This is a genomic window from Hymenobacter taeanensis (genome assembly GCF_013137895.1).
In the GTDB taxonomy this organism is placed as follows: domain Bacteria; phylum Bacteroidota; class Bacteroidia; order Cytophagales; family Hymenobacteraceae; genus Hymenobacter; species Hymenobacter taeanensis.
Window position 1 is genome coordinate 2,572,922 of sequence record NZ_CP053538.1, and the last position, 15,852, is coordinate 2,588,773.

General features: G+C 57.5%; 8 protein-coding genes. 3 read left to right on the forward strand and 5 right to left on the reverse strand.

The window, feature by feature from the left end:
- Positions 1–88 precede the first annotated feature (88 nt).
- Both HMJ29_RS10985 and pbpC read right to left on the reverse strand, forming a co-directional pair.
- Positions 89–1,432: a TolC family protein gene (locus tag HMJ29_RS10985; RefSeq protein ID WP_171591525.1), complete on the reverse strand. Its 1,344-nt coding sequence runs from the start codon at positions 1,430–1,432 to the stop codon at positions 89–91.
- A gap of 469 nt (positions 1,433–1,901) precedes the next feature.
- Entirely contained in the window at positions 1,902–4,187 is a 2,286-nt protein-coding gene (gene pbpC / locus HMJ29_RS10990) for a penicillin-binding protein 1C (protein ID WP_366670354.1), read from the reverse strand.
- A 736-nt stretch (positions 4,188–4,923) separates the two neighbouring features.
- Here pbpC and HMJ29_RS10995 point away from each other — a divergent pair.
- Positions 4,924–7,665 carry a S8 family serine peptidase gene (locus HMJ29_RS10995; protein ID WP_171591527.1) on the forward strand — a complete coding sequence of 914 codons (2,742 nt, stop codon included), beginning with the start codon at positions 4,924–4,926 and terminating at the stop codon, positions 7,663–7,665.
- A 97-nt stretch (positions 7,666–7,762) separates the two neighbouring features.
- Here HMJ29_RS10995 and HMJ29_RS11000 read toward each other — a convergent pair whose 3' ends face one another.
- Both HMJ29_RS11000 and HMJ29_RS11005 read right to left on the reverse strand, forming a co-directional pair.
- Positions 7,763–8,545, reverse strand: a complete 783-nt coding sequence (locus tag HMJ29_RS11000; protein WP_171591528.1) for a protease inhibitor I42 family protein — start codon at positions 8,543–8,545, stop codon at positions 7,763–7,765.
- 224 nt (positions 8,546–8,769) lie between these two features.
- Positions 8,770–14,337 carry an alpha-2-macroglobulin gene (locus HMJ29_RS11005; protein ID WP_171591529.1) on the reverse strand — a complete coding sequence of 1,856 codons (5,568 nt, stop codon included), beginning with the start codon at positions 14,335–14,337 and terminating at the stop codon, positions 8,770–8,772.
- A 101-nt stretch (positions 14,338–14,438) separates the two neighbouring features.
- Between HMJ29_RS11005 and HMJ29_RS11010 the strand changes: the two genes are divergently transcribed.
- Complete coding sequence (locus tag HMJ29_RS11010) at positions 14,439–14,933, forward strand: hypothetical protein (protein WP_171591530.1); 495 nt, start codon at positions 14,439–14,441, stop codon at positions 14,931–14,933.
- A 46-nt stretch (positions 14,934–14,979) separates the two neighbouring features.
- Here HMJ29_RS11010 and HMJ29_RS11015 read toward each other — a convergent pair whose 3' ends face one another.
- Positions 14,980–15,198 (reverse strand): hypothetical protein, encoded by a 219-nt coding sequence (locus tag HMJ29_RS11015; protein WP_171591531.1) that lies wholly within the window; start codon positions 15,196–15,198, stop codon positions 14,980–14,982.
- Between the two features lie 74 nt (positions 15,199–15,272).
- On the opposite strand from HMJ29_RS11015, the gene HMJ29_RS11020 reads away from it, so the two are divergent.
- The gene (locus HMJ29_RS11020; protein WP_171591532.1) at positions 15,273–15,803 is read left to right on the forward strand and encodes an RBBP9/YdeN family alpha/beta hydrolase; all 531 of its coding nucleotides are present in this window, start codon (positions 15,273–15,275) and stop codon (positions 15,801–15,803) included.
- Positions 15,804–15,852: the final 49 nt, after the last annotated feature.

Sequence of the window (15,852 nt, forward strand, 5' to 3'; positions counted from 1 at the left end):
TTTGCTGTGCAGAAAGGAGTAGCAGCAAGGCCAGGGGCTGCTAGAGTGAAAGCCGGGCTCTCACGTCTAACATCTAAGCGCTGATAGGTCAGAAGGAGGTAGAGAGGTTACCCTGGGCCCGCAGCAAATCAACCTTGCTGCTAAGCACCTGAAAGAGGGCGCTGTAATAATTAAGCTGGGCTGTGCGCAGCGTGGTTTGCGCCACAATCACGTCGAGATACGTTTTGATACCCTCCCGGTATTGCAGGTCCACCACTGAGTACACTTCCTTCGACAGGGCCAGGTTGCGCTGCCCAATGAGGTAGTCGGTATAATAGCCTTTGTAGGTTGCCAGGGCCTGCTCAAACTCGGTGTTGATGCGGTTGCGCGCGGCCACAATATCCTGGTCTATGCGCTGATCTGCCAGCCGTACGCGTCGCAGGTTCTGGAGGCGCCGGGTGCCCTGAAAAATGGGCAAGCTCAACTGCAGGCCCGCGTAAGAGTTAGGGAAGCGCTGGTTGTACAGGTCGCGGAAGTTGTTGTTCTGGAATACGGCGTTGTAGTTGCCAAACGCCGACAACGACGGCAGGAACCCGTAGCGGTAGTAGCTGATCTGGGCTTCCTGCAGCACCTTTTGGGTTTGGAGCTGCTGCAGCTCAATGCGGTTGGTGGGGTCCAGGGCCACGGTAGTATCCAGCACGGCTTCCCGCATCAGCTGCAGCGTGTCGTACTGCAGCGTGAGGGGCTGCGTACCCGGCAGGCCCATCAGCTCCTTCAGGTACGCCGACTTCCCCTTGATGGCTTCAATAGCCTGCTTGCGCGCCACCACGGAGTTGTTGAGCAGAATCTCGGCCTGCTTGTAGTCGGTTTTATCCACAATGCCGGCGTCATAGCGGGCTTTAGCGTCTTTGAGGCTCCGCTGCAGGCGCACAATGTCCTCGTTCAGCACATCAAGCTGGCGCTGGGAGAGCAGCACATCGTAAAATGTCTTGCTTACATCCGTCACCACATCAATGCGCACCCCAATGGTGTTCTGCTCATAGAACCGGCGCGAGGGGCGGGCACTACGCAAAGCCAGCAGTACATCATTATTATAGAGCGCCTGCGTGCCGGCCAGGCCAACCGTAGAGGTGTTTTTCAGCCCTATCTGCCGGGGTACGTTCACGCCATCGGCGTTTGGGAATACGGTATAGGGAAGCTGAAAATAATGCTGCCCGGTAGCGTTTAGGTTGATTTGTGGAAGCCAGCCGGCCAGACCAATGCGGATGTTGGCCTCGTTCGTTTCTTCATCAATGCGTGCCTGGCGCAGTACGGGCTGGTTTTGCAGGGCAAATTGTAAGCATTGCTCCAGCGTGAGCTGGCCGTTAGGGGGAGGAGGGGCCGTAGGTTGTGCCCACGACCAAGCCGGGGCTAACAGAAGTAGACCAAGCAGTAGCCGAAGCGCCCGTTTCATATGTTTCATATTCTAGTAAAAGCAGCTACTGCACTACGTAGCTCAAACCTGGCCGACCAACTGACGGGCCCGCCTTCGTTCTAAACAGCCCGCGGAAGGACACTCTCAGTGGCCCGCACGCTGCCCACAACCACTTTTTTATTTCAAAAATGTATGCACCACTTGAGTGTCGGAAGGGTAGTCAGCTGATATGTTTTGCGCCGGCTACTGCCTGTTGGCAGGATTACAAGGCTGGTAAACCGGCATCTTGCTAAAAGGTTATACCTCTCTAAAAATGATTCTAGCTAACACCTGTATATTTATTGTAAGCAAGCGGCTTGTAGGCAAGCGGCGGTAAGTGCCACCCTGGTTTTGTGAGCACAGTAAGTGAGGGACCAAGCCAAGCCACTGCCTCATATAGTATAAGCGCAGCAGGTGCCCGTGGCCTTGCGGGCCTGGTGGGGCGGAACCTACACACGCAGCTACTAGCCTAGTCTAGCTCTGTTACCGTTACCAGCACGTTCGTGTTGCGGCCGTGGTCATCGGCGCAGGAAATTTTCAGGGGGCCGGGTGGCGGCTGTATAAATACGCGCTCGGCGGCGGCGGCGGCGCGCAGAAACTTGTCGTTTACGTACCAGAACACCTGGCGCACTTCATTGTCGGTGGTGCAGGTGAGCAGCAGCTGTTGCTGTTCATGGCGGTTCAGGACATACTCGGTATTGGCCGTGGGCGAGGTAATGTTGGGCGCACGCTCAGGGCCGCCGCGCACCAGTTGGCATTGCGGGTTGTGCGGGGGCAGCCGGCGGTACGGAATGCCTTGCGCTTCCTTGTAGGCGGCTACCTCCGGCAGTAGGTTTGGGTACCACTCTCGCCGGTACCCCGCGGCCGGGGCACAGGCCCGGCAGTACGTAAAGCTGCCATCCGCCGAAACCAACACTTCCCGCACGTGCTGGCAGCGCTGCCCGCTCGATATAGTAGGCAGGAAGTAGTCAATCACCTGATTTGGGCAGTTCTCACCCGGTACCAGGCCACTCGCGGCGCATACCAGGCGGAAATCTAAGGCGGCCGGCGGCACAAACCAGTTGTTGGGAGAGTTGTAGGCCAGGGCATTAAACAAGTCGAAGAGCAGGGGCGTGGCCACCTCGGCCCCGCTAAGCGCCGGGCTACCCTGGCCACTGAAGTTGCCCACCCATACCCCAATGGTGTACTGCTTGTTGTAGCCAATGCTCCAGGCGTCGCGGCGGCCATAGCTGGTACCGGTTTTCCAGGCAATTTTAGGCAGGCGCATACTGCTGGCCGCCCCCAGCGGAAGGTCGGGGCGGGTGAGCTGAGCCAGGATATCGGTAGTCAGGAAAGCGGCGGCGGGGGACACAAGCTGGTTACTGGCCTGGGGGTGAGGTGCTCGGTACTGCAACGGAGCATACTGCCCGCTATCGGCCAGCGTCACGTACAGGTTGGTGAGTTCTTCCAGACTCGCGCCGCAGCCGCCCAGAATGCTGCTGAGGCCCAGCTGGCTCCGGTTGCGGGTAACATTTGCAAAGCCGGCCTGGCGGAGTTTGTCGGTGAAGGTGGGCACGCCGAGCTGGTTGAGCACGCGCACGGCCGGAATGTTGAGCGAGTAGGCCAGGGCGCGCTCCAGCGTTACCTCGCCATTGCAGTGCTTATCGTAGTTCTCGGGGCGGTATCCCTGGAAGTTGGTGGGCACATCGGGCAGCATTTGCTTGGGCGTGACGAGGCCCCGGTCTAGGGCCAGGGCGTATAAAAACGGCTTCAGGGTGCTGCCCGGCGAGCGGACAGCCACCACGCCATCGTTCTGGCCCTGGCCCCCGTAATCCCGAAAGTCAGCGGAACCTACGTAGGCCTCTACCTGCCGGGTGCGGTTATTAACTACCAGCACGGCTGCCTGCGTGATGCCCAGCTCCTGCAGGCGGCGCACATAATTGTGGGTCAGGTCTTCGGCCTTGTGTTGTTTGGCACGGTGCAGGCTGCTGCGGATGATGGCCTGCCGCGGAAATTGCCGCACTAGGCGCCGCGAGAGGTGAGGTGCCAGGGTAGGGGCGGCGTGGCGCTGCACCTCCAGCGGCTCCAGTAGGGCATCTGCCACTGCCGGCGCCGGAAAGAGCCCGGCCGCTCCAAAACGGCGAAGCCAGCGGTTACGCTCTTGCAGCACCGCCGCGTTGTTGCGGCCCAACACCAGGCCTCTAGGCCTGTTCGGGATGATGGCCAGCGTTACGGTCTGGGCCAGGGAGAGGTAATCGGGCGGCTGCTGGAAGTAAAGCAGCGCCGCCGCTTTTACGCCCTCCACGTTGCCGCCATAGGGTACCAGGTTCAGGTAGAGCTGTAAAATCTCGTCCTTACTGTAGTGCACCTCCAGCTGCGCTGCCCGGGCCATTTCCAGCAGCTTGTTGCTGAAGGTACGCTCCTTGGGCTCCAGGAGCCGTGCTACCTGCATGGTAATGGTGCTGGCTCCCGTGGTGCGGCCTCGGCCAAATAGGTTACGCCCCGCCGCCTGCACCAGCGCTACCGGGTTCACCCCGAAATGCCAGAGAAACCACCGGTCTTCTTTCTCAATGATAGCCTTGCGCAGCACCGGTGTAATCTCGCGCAGCTCTGTCTTCATCCGCCACTTCTGCGTGGGGTTGAGATAAGCATGCAGCACTGTGCCATCCTGCGCCAGCACAACGGGCGAGTATAAGGGCGCGGGCGGCAGTGGAAACCACCAATCAAGGCCTAGCAATACCAAGAGCCCTGCCAGCAAGGTGCCTAATAGCCGCAATCTTCTCCACCAATTCATAACTAACTATATCAGCCCATTGAGGGCGTAGGATTTAGTACCTCCTATGTACTTCCTTCTGACGATGTGAGATGGTAGATGTCGGGTATTTCAACGGCGAACCGTAAGGTGCTCCGCTTTACACCTGTAAAAGTATATGGCTTTTAACTCGTCTCACACAAGGTTGCTGATGTCACAAAATGAGCCTTTTTGTACGCTATTTTATGAGGGCACTGAAGGTGTCTGTTTAAATGTATTGTGTTGAATAGCAGACAGATTTTGTGTGACAAGACTTATATGGCTAAGAATAAAAGATTGTATATTTTCATTATGAGTTTGTGTTATTAAAATAACAGTAATCGCTATCATCTGCCCTATTTGTAGATGAAGTTTCCTTTTACAAGGATAGTAGTGTAAGTAATGTTGCATATCCACAACGAAAGTCAGTGGCTAGTACTTGCCGCATAGAAGTTCAGTATATAGACCCTTTTAGTGCTGGGTTTATAAGTTTAAGCGGGTGAATACATCAATTTCACAGAAATAGAGCAGTTTTTATAAAAAATCTGTTTTTAGTGAAATCCAGCTGCTGAACTGTCTTCGTAAGTGGTTTGCATCAAAAAAATATCCGCCAGTACAGGATATCACCCATTTTGCCACCCACTCTGCTTAGTCTGCAGAAATCAAACTTTCCGCATTAGTTCCACATTCCCAACCACCTAACCTATTTCCAAACCGCTACATGAAAAGTAAATTTCTCCTCACACTCGCGCTGGCTGGTGTCAGCATCAGCGTATCGTTTGGGCAAGCAACCGTCGACCCTGAGTTGCGGGCGGCGCTGGCCACTAATCCTACGGCGCAGGTAATTGTCACCTTTCAGGGTAATGGGGCGCCTGGCCTCACCCAGCTGGGCCTGTTACAGCGGTTGGGCATAACGCGCGGCATTACGCTGCGGGCGTTGCCGGTGGCTGGTGTGGTTGCTACTGCTGCTCAAGTAGACGCACTGGCGCAAAACCCGGAGGTTCGCTCCCTCTACATCAACAAGCGGCTGGAGTACTATAACTACGACGACACCAACCTGACAGGCGTAAAGCGCCTGCGCACCGATCAGCAGATGACGGCCCGCAACGGCGGCCTGCCGGTTTCAGGTAAGGGCGTAGGTGTACTTATTAATGATAGTGGTGTAGATGGCACCCACGAGGATTTGAAGTTTGGTACGCACCTGGTGCAGAACACGCTGGGCTCTACTAACCTGAACTCGTTGAGCTCCTTGCTACCTGTTACGTACCTGGAGGGGGTGCCAAATACAGACACGAACTCGGGTCACGGCACGCACTGCGCCGGCACAGTAGGTGGTACCGGAGCCCGCTCAGGCGGCAAATACGAGGGGGTAGCCCCCGGAGCTTCCCTGCTGGGCTACGGCTCTGGTGGGGCACTACTGGTGCTGGATGCCATTGGCGGTTTCGATTATGCCCTCACCCACCAGTTTCAGTACAACATTCGGGTAATCAGCAACTCGTTTGGCAGCAGCGGCGACTTTGATCCAAATGATCCGCTGAACGTGGCCACCAAAAAGTGCTACGACCGGGGTATGGTAGTGGTATTTGCGGCCGGCAACGAAGGCCCCGGTGCCGATACCCATAACCCGTACGCCATTGCTCCCTGGACCATCTCGGTAGGAGCAGGTGACCGGAACGGTCTGCTGGCCGAGTTCTCCTCGCGCGGGGTGCGCGGTGAGCAGGGCACCTTTATGGTAGATGGTGAAAGCTGGACGTACAAAAACGAGCCCGTGATTGTAGCGCCTGGGGTAGATGTGGTTTCTACCCGCGCTATTGCCCCGGTATCGTCGTTAGGGATTCAGACGGATGCTGAAGTGCTCAGCCCCGCCGAGATTCCGTTTTACACCCACAGCAGCGGTACCTCCATGGCTACGCCGCACGTAGCCGGTATTGTGGCACTGTTGCTGGAGGCCAAGCCCACCCTGAGCCCGGCCCAGGTGAAGGAGCTGCTGCAAAGCACGGCCACAAACATGCCCGGCCGTCAGTCGTGGGAGGTAGGTGCTGGCTACGTAAATGCGTATGCCGCCGTAGATAAGGCTTTCCGCTCAGCTGCGTATGGCTCTGCCATAAATGCCAGCCGCCTCTTCAAGAGCAGTGTTGATGCCCGGACAACCGCCATTCCCTTCACTATCAACTACAACCCGGCGCTAGCCGCCGGCAACCAGTTCACTTTCCCAGTAGCCAGCGGCACCAACAGCCTGGAAGTAAAGATTTCTACCACGGGCCTGCTGGGCGAAACCGGTAACCTGACCAACCTGATTCTGCTGGACCCCAATGGCGTGCAGTACCGCTCGGGCATTCCCGTAACCTTTACCCTCTCCACTGACCGGAGCGTGGCCGTAGCTGCCCCGGTAGCCGGTACCTGGACGTTGAAAGTAGAAGGCTTACAAGGGGTAGCACTACCCGAAACTATTAATGGCAACATTACGGTGCTCACGGCCGCTGGCACTACCAACCTGAGCGACATTGTAGGCCACCCCGCGGAGGCTTCCATCAAGATGGCCGTAGCTAACCGCCTGGTTGATGGCCTGAGCAATGGTTTCCGGCCCGATGCCCCACTCACCCGCATTCAGCTAGCCGACTACCTGCTCATGGGGCAGGGCATCCGGCAGCTGCTGCCCTTCAGCGGCGCCCGCACTTTCTCCGATGTATCAACGCCCGCTGAAATCCTCCTGACGGAATCAGTAGTGGCCAAAGGAGCTGCCCTGCGCGACCGGTTTAACCGGGCCAGTGGGGTAATGCTACCCACTGCTACCGGCACGTTCTCGCCGAGTGGCCTAGTGAACCGGGCCGCTCTGGCTTACTCGCTGGTGCAGAGCCTGGGCTTCCAGGAGCAGGCGCTGGCCCGCAACAGCCAGCCACTTACGGTACAAGTAAGCGGGCAGACTATTCCGGTTGATGATGCCGCCAGCATTCCGGCCGCTCTGCGAGGCTATGTAAGCATTGCGCTGGAGCTGAACCTGATCAACGCCTACTACTCCCTAACTCAAGGCGCCTATGACCAGCAGCCCACGCTGCACGCTACCTTCAAGCCTGCTCAGAACGTATCGCGCGCTGATTTTGCCGTCATTGTGAGCCGGACTTTCCCGCAGTACGAAGCCCAGACGCAGCCAACGGCCCAAGCCAGCAGCAATGCTACTGCCCTTGGTGCTGCTCCCGCAATGGCGCAGAGCAAAGAGACTGTTGCTTACCCTAACCCAGCTGTGGGTACCACTACGCTCAACTACTATGTGGCTCAGGATGGCCCCGTGAGCGTGGAAGTGTATAACACGCTGGGACGGAAAGTGAAGACGCTGGTTTCGGCCTCAGAAGCTGCCGGTGGCCATCAGCTCCAGTTTGATGCCAGCAGCCTGGCGCGGGGTACTTACCTGTTCCGTGTAAAAACCGGCCAATCGGTTTCTACCACCCGCCTGATGGTGCAATAAGCACTGCCCTACCTAAACCTGTAAAAAAGGCCTGCTCCTTCTGGAGCAGGCCTTTTTTGTTGAGGCGTCTTGGCACGTGGGGCCGGTACCTGCTGCGTTATTTAGGCGGCTCGGGCACTTCTACCTCCAGCTCAAAGTCGCGCTTAGGTGGGGCTTCGTTGTTGGCGGCACTCCGGTAGAGGAAGCGGAGCGTGGTTTTGCCAGGGTGTAAGGCCTGAAACTGAAACGTAACATCTTCCTCGCTACCAGGCTTCGCCTTTTTCTTCGACTTCTTCCTAGTCCTGAGCTGTTCTGCTGGCGGAGCAACCAGTTGAACAACGTTGTCGGTGATGGGCATCACTTCCCAGGTGTACTGTGAGCCAACCGTATTGTCGAGCCGGATAGCCAGTTGGTCGCCCTGGTTCACCTTTACCTGGCTGTGGTTGCCGTACTCCGTGATGTTCACATTCTTCGCCACACCGGGCTTATCAATTGTGATAAACACATGGAAGAAGCCATTTAAGCTGGAATAGCTAGTGCCTGGTTGCGCTGATACCAAAGCCAGCTCCAGGCCACCCGTCCCCACCGCCTGAAAGTGAATCTCGATGGTAGCCGGGGCACCTGGCACACCACTACTGAGGCCGGGCAGCACATTAGTGGTAGTCACGGTTAGCTGGCCCGGATATGTCTGTGTGAGTCGCCAGCCAAAACGCGGCGAAATGGTAGGTAAGAGGAGGGTGAGCTGGTCGCCCACATTAAGCTGCACCTGCTTGCCATTGTCGGCCGCCGTGAGCCTGACTAAGTCAGCTTGGGCGGCAGTTGGCTTCAGCAGGGCTACCCCAAGCAGGAGCAGCACAGAAAAGCGCAGCAGAGCTGCGGTAATAAAGGAAGTCGGTTTCATATATCGCACGGTAACGTAGGCTTTAACAATAACACAGCCGGCCACTTAACAAGTGCCGGCTGCGATAGGAACTCTTCAAATACACGCGAGAAAGGCTGCGGTTGAGCTAACCGTGTAGAGACGCAATATTTTGCGTCTCGTCGTTGCTGATATTGTTTATCTAGGTGTTCTAGGCCAGTTGTTCAACGACGAGACGCAAAATATTGCGTCTCTACCTCGTGCAGTTACCGCACCCGCACCACGCCGGCGCCATTGTAGCTACGGTACTCGGCGTTGTACATGGCATCGGCACTTATGGGGCCCAGCTTGAAGGTGCCTTTGCTCACGGCCCGGCAGAGGTAGTAAAACGACTTAGGCTTGACGGTAGCGGTGGTGAACAGGTTGATCCGGTCGTCGCGCACGTCGAGGTAGTCGGGTTGGGCGGCGTCGGTGGCCCAGGTCAGGTCCCGGACGGCCCCAATGCGTGGGTTCTCGATTTCCAAGCCAGCCGGCAGCAGGTCAGTAATGGCTACGTTCTTGACCTCACCCGCCGTTTCCGCCGATTGAATGGTGATTTTGACTACTACCAGATCGTTTTGCTTGAAAGAGGTAGAGCCCACCAGGTTGCCGTTACGGTCCAGGAACTGGCGGCGGACTTGCAGGTAGGCGTCTTCCTCGCGCACCTGGCCGGTAGGCGAAATGCCTTCGGTTTCCCAGAAGTAGTAGAGGCTGCCTTTGCCGCTGGTGCGCAGCTGCAGCTGGCGGTTAGCCACGTTGCTTACCGTGAGGTCTTTGCCAGTGAAGTTGCCAATAGCCTGGCCATCGGCCAGCAGGCTAGCTACTACGGTGCTGCCCGCGTTTTTCTTGGCCAGCTTGCCCAGGGCCAGCAGCGCAAATGACCGTTCCTGGGTGTTGAGCCAGCCGGCTTGCTTTACCTGGCGGCTGAGCTGACGGGCCAAGGTGGTTGCCTGCGGGTTGGCCGGGTCGGCGGCGAGCAGGGCGTTGAGCACCAGGGCCTCGTCGCGGATGGGGGAAGAGAAGGCCCCGTCGAGCTGACGGCCAGCAATGCTAGGCGAGGCGCCGAAACGAGTGGGCACGGTGCTCTGGTAGCCGCGCTGGTTACCGCTCAGGGCGAAGGCTGCCGCCAGCAGGTAGCGCGAGTCCTCGGCCAGCTGGGGGCGGTTGGCTTTATAGTAGTTCAGGCCTACGGCATCGGGGCGGCCGGCCAGGGCCAGCACGTAGAGGGAGTAGGCCACTTCCTTCTTGGCCAGCGTCACGGGCTGAATCACGCCGCCGGTCTGGATGATGTTGTAGGTATCGGTTTCGCGCTTGCGCACGCGGGCTTGCAGGTAGCGCAGCACCCGGTCGAGGACGTTTTTGTTTACATCGAAGCCGGCTTGCTGGGCTTCCAGTAGGAAGTGGGCGGCATAGGTGGTAGCCCACCAGTTGTCGTAGTCGCCGCCGGGCCAGTAGCTGAGGGAGCCGTTGTACATCTGCTGGGCTTCCACCTTCCGGATGGCTTCCTGTACGTGGTAGTTGGGGTTGAACAGGCCTGCTTTGCCAGGCTTGCCCGTTTTCTGGCCTAGCGTGGCGGCCAAATCACCGTAGTACAGCTGCGGGAAAGCGGCCGACACGGTTTGCTCCAGGCAGCCGTAGGGGTATTGCAGCAGGTAGCGCAGGTCTTTGGCAAATTCCGTCATGGGTGAGCGGCTCACCACCAGCTGGCTCCGTAGCGACGAGGGCAGGAAATCGGTTTTCAGGTTCAGCTGCTGGGCCGTGCCGCCCGCCACCACACCCGCTCCCGTTCGCTTCTGCAGCGGCGAAGCAGGACGGATGGGTAGCTCAATGGTTTCGGTGTAGGTTTCGGGATATCCTTTTTGATCAGGGTAAGTCGGATAGGTCACATCAAATGCTTTGACCACTACTTCGATACTGCTGTTACCGATTTCAGTAGAAGCCAAGTTGAACAATACACGTTTTTCTGTATTTGGAGAAAGTCTTATTGTTTGCTTCAGAAAGCCCTTGTTAGTGTTGACTTTTTGATAATAGTTAGAATTGTCTAATCCGACAATTTTAATAAGAGGGTTATTAGTAGATAATCCAACGCCAATACTCATCGGCTTATTAGTCGTGTTCGTCAGCGTTACGGGCACGTCAATCGTGTCGCCGGGGCTGAGGAAGCGGGGGAGGGCAGTGCTGATGACTACTGGGTCGGCGACGCGCATGGCGTGCTCGGCGGAACCGAAGGCGTCGTTCTTGTAGGCCACCGCCATGATGCGCACGGCCCCGCTGAACTGGGGCACTTGCAGCTTGTAGCGAACCTTGCCGCTGGCATCGGCGGTGAGCACGCCGCTCCATTTTGCGAGCAGCTTCACGCGGCGGTTGGGCACGGGCGTGGTGCGGCGCGAGAGGTCGTAGCCGTCGCCGCCGGTGCTGCTGGTGCCCAGTTCGGGCAGCAGGAAGGGGTACACGTCGTAGGCCTGTACTTCCAGGGCGCGCTTCTGGTAGAAGTAGCCATAGGGGTCGGGCGTGCGGTAATCCTTCACCTGTAGAATGCCCTCATCCACCATCGCCAGCGTCACTTGGGCGCCGGGGGCGGTGGTTACTTCAATGGTTTGGGCGGTTTGGGAGCGGCTTTGCGCGGGAGCTTTAATGGCCACTTGCAGCTTGGCGCCGGGCTTCTCCACCGTGAGCGGCACGAAGCCACGGGCCACCGTGAGGGGTAGGCGGTTGTCCTTGATTTCGCGGATGGCGGTGGCCGTTACGTACACGTTGGGCACGTGGCCGGTGCGGATAGGAATGCTCACCCGGGCTGATTTCTCATCGGTATTCACGTAGAAATGGTCGAGCACCCGGTCCCGCTCCACCGTCACGAGCACGCGGCCGGGGAAGGGCGTTTTCAACAGCAAGTTGGCGGTTTCGCCGGGCTGGTACTTAGGCTTGTCGGCCTCTATGGTCACCTCGCCCTCGTTGTTCACCTCGAAGGAGTTGCTCTGGGTGTCGCCGTAACCGTAGGCGTACACGCGCTGGGCCACGTAGGTCACGGCCCCTGGCCTAGAAACCCTGATTTCATACTCGCCGGAATAGGTCGGCGTAAAGCCCAAGCCGGCATCGGAGCCGCCGCTGGCTACCGTCACGGTACGGCTCAGTACCACCTGCTCGCGCTTCTGCGAGTTGTAGATGTAGCGGCCGCCCTGACGCTCAATCACCGTTTCCCAAAGCAGGCGCACCACGCGCACCGTGGCCTGGGCCGAGGTAGGCGTGCCGCCCGGCGTGAGAGCCACCAGCCGCACCGGTAGGGCCTGGCGGGTCTGCACCAGTTCGTCCATATGTTGAATCCCAAACAGCACGGGCTGGGTTTGCACCTCGAAGGTAGCCAGCCGGTTAACGGGGCGGCCGGTTTCATCGAATACTGTCGTAAAGGCTGCGCCTTCCAGAATGCCCAAGTCACTATAGTCGGGCACCTCATAGGTGGCGGTGCCGCGGCCCGCAACATCGGTGGTGCCTTCGCGGGTGGTCTTCTCGAAGCGGTCGGAAATGGGTGTGGAAACCTGGTCGCCATAAGCACTGCGCTGCTTGTCGCCACTGTTGATGGCAAAGGTGTAGTCAGCGTAGCTTTTCGGATGGAAAGCTTTTTCCTTGAGCGAAAACTCCACCTCAAATTTGCGGTCGGCGGCAGGCGGGCCAAACAAGTTCTGGGCCGTAATCTGCGCCTCCACCGCTTGGCCGGGCTTCACGATTGGCCTAGACGCCTTCACCGTCACTTTCATACGGTCGGGGATGAACTCCTCCACCGAGAGCTTGCGCGAGGTCAGCAGCACATCGTTGCCGGTGAGTACTTCCAGGGTGTAGAGGCCGGTCATTACGGCCGGGGGCAGCAGGAAGCGCGCCTCGAAGGAGCCAGCTGCGTTCAGGGTTTTTTGCAGGCTGGCGTACTCCTTGCCAGTGGGCAGCAGCAGCCGAATCTTTACTGGTAGGCCCTTGGGCGGCGCTTGCCAGTCCTCGGTCCGGATGACGGTGTTGGTCTGGATAGTGTCGCCGGGGCGGTACAGGTCCCGGTCGCCGTAGAGGAAGGCCTGGTAGCGGGCGGCGTTGCTCTGTAGGCCACCCACCTCGAAGCGGGAGGTTTCTACGCGGCTGCGACTCAGGTCGAGGAAGGTGAAATCGTTGCCCTGCTGGGCCATCACCATGCCTAGCTTGAAGCGGCCGTTTTGGGCGGTGCTGTCAAATTTCGCTACCCCCTCGCGGTTGGTGATGCCGGTGCCCATCACCTGGTTGTTGGTGCTGATAAAGCGCATTTCCACGCCGCTCAGGGCCTTGGCGTTGCGGATGGAGTTGGCAAATACCAGCGTGCTGCCGGCCTTGCCCTGCTTTACAATCAGCCCGATATCCGACACAGCCACCAACTTGCTCACCTGTAGCCACTGCCGCTCGGTGTCTTGTACCTTAATGATGTAGAGGCCTTTCAGCCCACCCGCAAACTCCAGATCCTTCAGGTTCAGATTCAGCAGCCGCAGCCCCTGCGCCTTCGGCAGCCCCGACACGGTGTAGGTGCGCTCCGTGAGTACGTTGCCCAGGTTCTCGACGTCGTAGTATTGGTAGGAGTGGTCCACGTATCCGCCCTCCTCGTTTACCTCTTCCTCACCAGATTCTTCGCCGTCGTAGCCGTATTGGGTGCCTCCGCGCAACAGTTGCTGAATGTTGTTAGCGTACACCTTGGCAATAGTCACTTTCACCTGGCCTACCTCGTTGATGCGCACGCCCAGGTTGCGCCCACCGAGCGCGTCGAGGTACATGGCCTTCTCGGCGCTGGCAAAGCTGATGGTCGGCCGCTCATCGGAGAAGCTTACCGTCTGGGTGAAATCTTCGCCCAAATGCCCGCCTAGGCCACCGCGCAGCCCTTGGCGCAAGCTCACCTGGTAGCTTTTGCCCACCTCGAAGCCGCCCTTGAGGCGGAAGCCGCTTTCCAACTCCTCCACCTCGTAGGCCACCTGCGGCGACACCGACAGCGCGTTACGCAAGTCGCCGGTTGTGACCGGCTGGTTGGTCAGGATGGTCACGACCGGGTCAGCTGCTTGCAGGTTGCCCGTAATGGAGCGCACTTCCAGCGCTTCGGGGTCGGGTACTTGTACTTGTTTTTCGTACTCGGAAGTAGAAGCCTGGTCGCTGCCCTGGGCGCGCAGGCCTTGGCCTAGCGCCACCGTGAGCGGGCTACCGGGCCGCACCTGCTGGTTAAGGCTCACGCGCACTACCTGGCCCGGCTCCCCGGAAACGTCAAAAGCTACGGGCTGCCCATCCTGCGTCACACGGAGTAGGGGCTTCACATCGGCGGGCTTCACGCTGTAGTTGAAGGGTAGCTCCACGCGCATTTCGGCGGTGCCTGCCGCCCGCTCTGAGCGGCCCCAGAAGGCCTGGGGCTCCTGCAACTGCAAGTAGGGTGTATGAAATTTCTGGCGGTTCTCGGGCAGCTCTACATTGCGCTTGCCTTCCGGCAGGGCCTCCTTGCGCAGAGTGGCTGTGAAAGCGGTGCTGGGTTTAAACGGCGTAGTAGGCGAGAAAATCAGCTCCCGATCTGAAGTCCACTTGAACTTGCCGCGCATGGCCGGATCAAACTTCACTACCTGCACCGTATCCCAACGGTCTTGCTGGTCCTTGTCTGCTACGGCATCCGCAAACTGAAACACCAGATTCTGATACGGGTCAATTTCCTCACCATTTGGGTCCTGGCTGGCATCGGAGCCCGAATTAGAGCACGCACATAGCAATGCCAGCAGCACCAGCAACGGCAGGCGAGAAACGGAACGGAATAACATGGATAGGGAGGAGCTTAGATAGACGCCGGAAGGTATAGAAAAACGTTAATGTTAGCTGGTTTTGTATAGGTTTGAGTGGGGATAAATTCAACCTGAACCTGATGATTTTACGCTGTGGCTATTTGTTGCTCTATGCCTTATATGCGCTTGCTATGACAAGCTGCAACCAACCTAAATCAGACAAACGCGAAGCTATTCTAACAGGTAATGGGAAGGGTAGGTATTGGGACCTTGTTTCTTCTAATAATGGTCTAAATAGATACAATTTAGACATATGGGCCGGCAGATCATATTCTGATAAGCGACGAGGCATTCCTACTTCTACCTTGTTATTTTCCGCAAATAATAAATTGATGTATTATATGAATCTGGATTCAACCACAATTATCAACATGAATACTGTTGCTGGTGATGTTGTCTACAATCCAGCTAATTATAAACTCATGGGTAATAAAATCAGCCTCATTGGGGACACTAGTGAAATAGTGCTTTTAAATAAGGAAATAATGGTCCTTAAAAAATTGAGGAGAGGATATATAAGAATTTATATGCCTAGTAAATGGCAGAAAAAAGTAGAGTCAAAGGTTTTCAGGTAACCTACACTTAAATGTCATACTCCGGCAGCATGTACAACTGAAGCAACTAAGCCTTCTTACTCCACACAGCCTGAAAGTATCCACCGGTTTTGGCCATGCGGCGGATAGCTTCGTAGGCATCTCCCTCGTGTACTAGTGCATGGGAGCTACTGAGCATGGCATTGTAATCCTCGAAGCGGATGGGCTGCTGCACTCCTTTTGACTCGGTGCTTTCTTTGCCTTTGCGGGCTTGAAGCAGATAAACCCAATGCCTCCAATCATTCAATGCTTTGGTAGCTTATGCACCGGAATTAGGCCTTGACTATAAACTTAGTAGAGCAGCTTATTACTTTCGTGTCCATGCAACAACCCGCCATTCTGATAGTGCCCGGCCTGGGTAATTCTGGCCCCGAACACTGGCAAACTCACTGGGAGCATCACTACGGCTACCTACGTGTCCAGCAGCATGATTGGGACTGTCCTATCCAGGCGGATTGGGTACAGACGTTGGAAGATGCTATAGCCGCGGCTGGTCCTGACGTGGTGCTAGTAGGCCACAGCTTGGGCTGCATTACCATTGCGCACTGGGCTGGCACCACGCAGCACCGCATCAAAGGGGCACTACTGGTTGCTCCCGCCGATGTAGACCGTTCTGACATGCCACCGGAGGTAGTAAACTTTGCGCCCATACCGCTGGCGCGCCTGCCATTCCCAAGTATTGTTGTAGCTAGTACTACGGATGAGTATATGACCCTGGAGCGTGCGCAGCAGCTAGCGCAGGCATGGGGCAGTCGGTTTGTGAATGTGGGTGCGCTAGGCCATATCAACTCTGAGTCTGGTTTAGGGCTGTGGCCGGAAGGGCATGCGCTGTTGCAAGATTTGGTGGGGTGACCTCACCCCCAGCCCCTCTCCTCGGGGAGAGGGGTGCGTTCTGATTGGA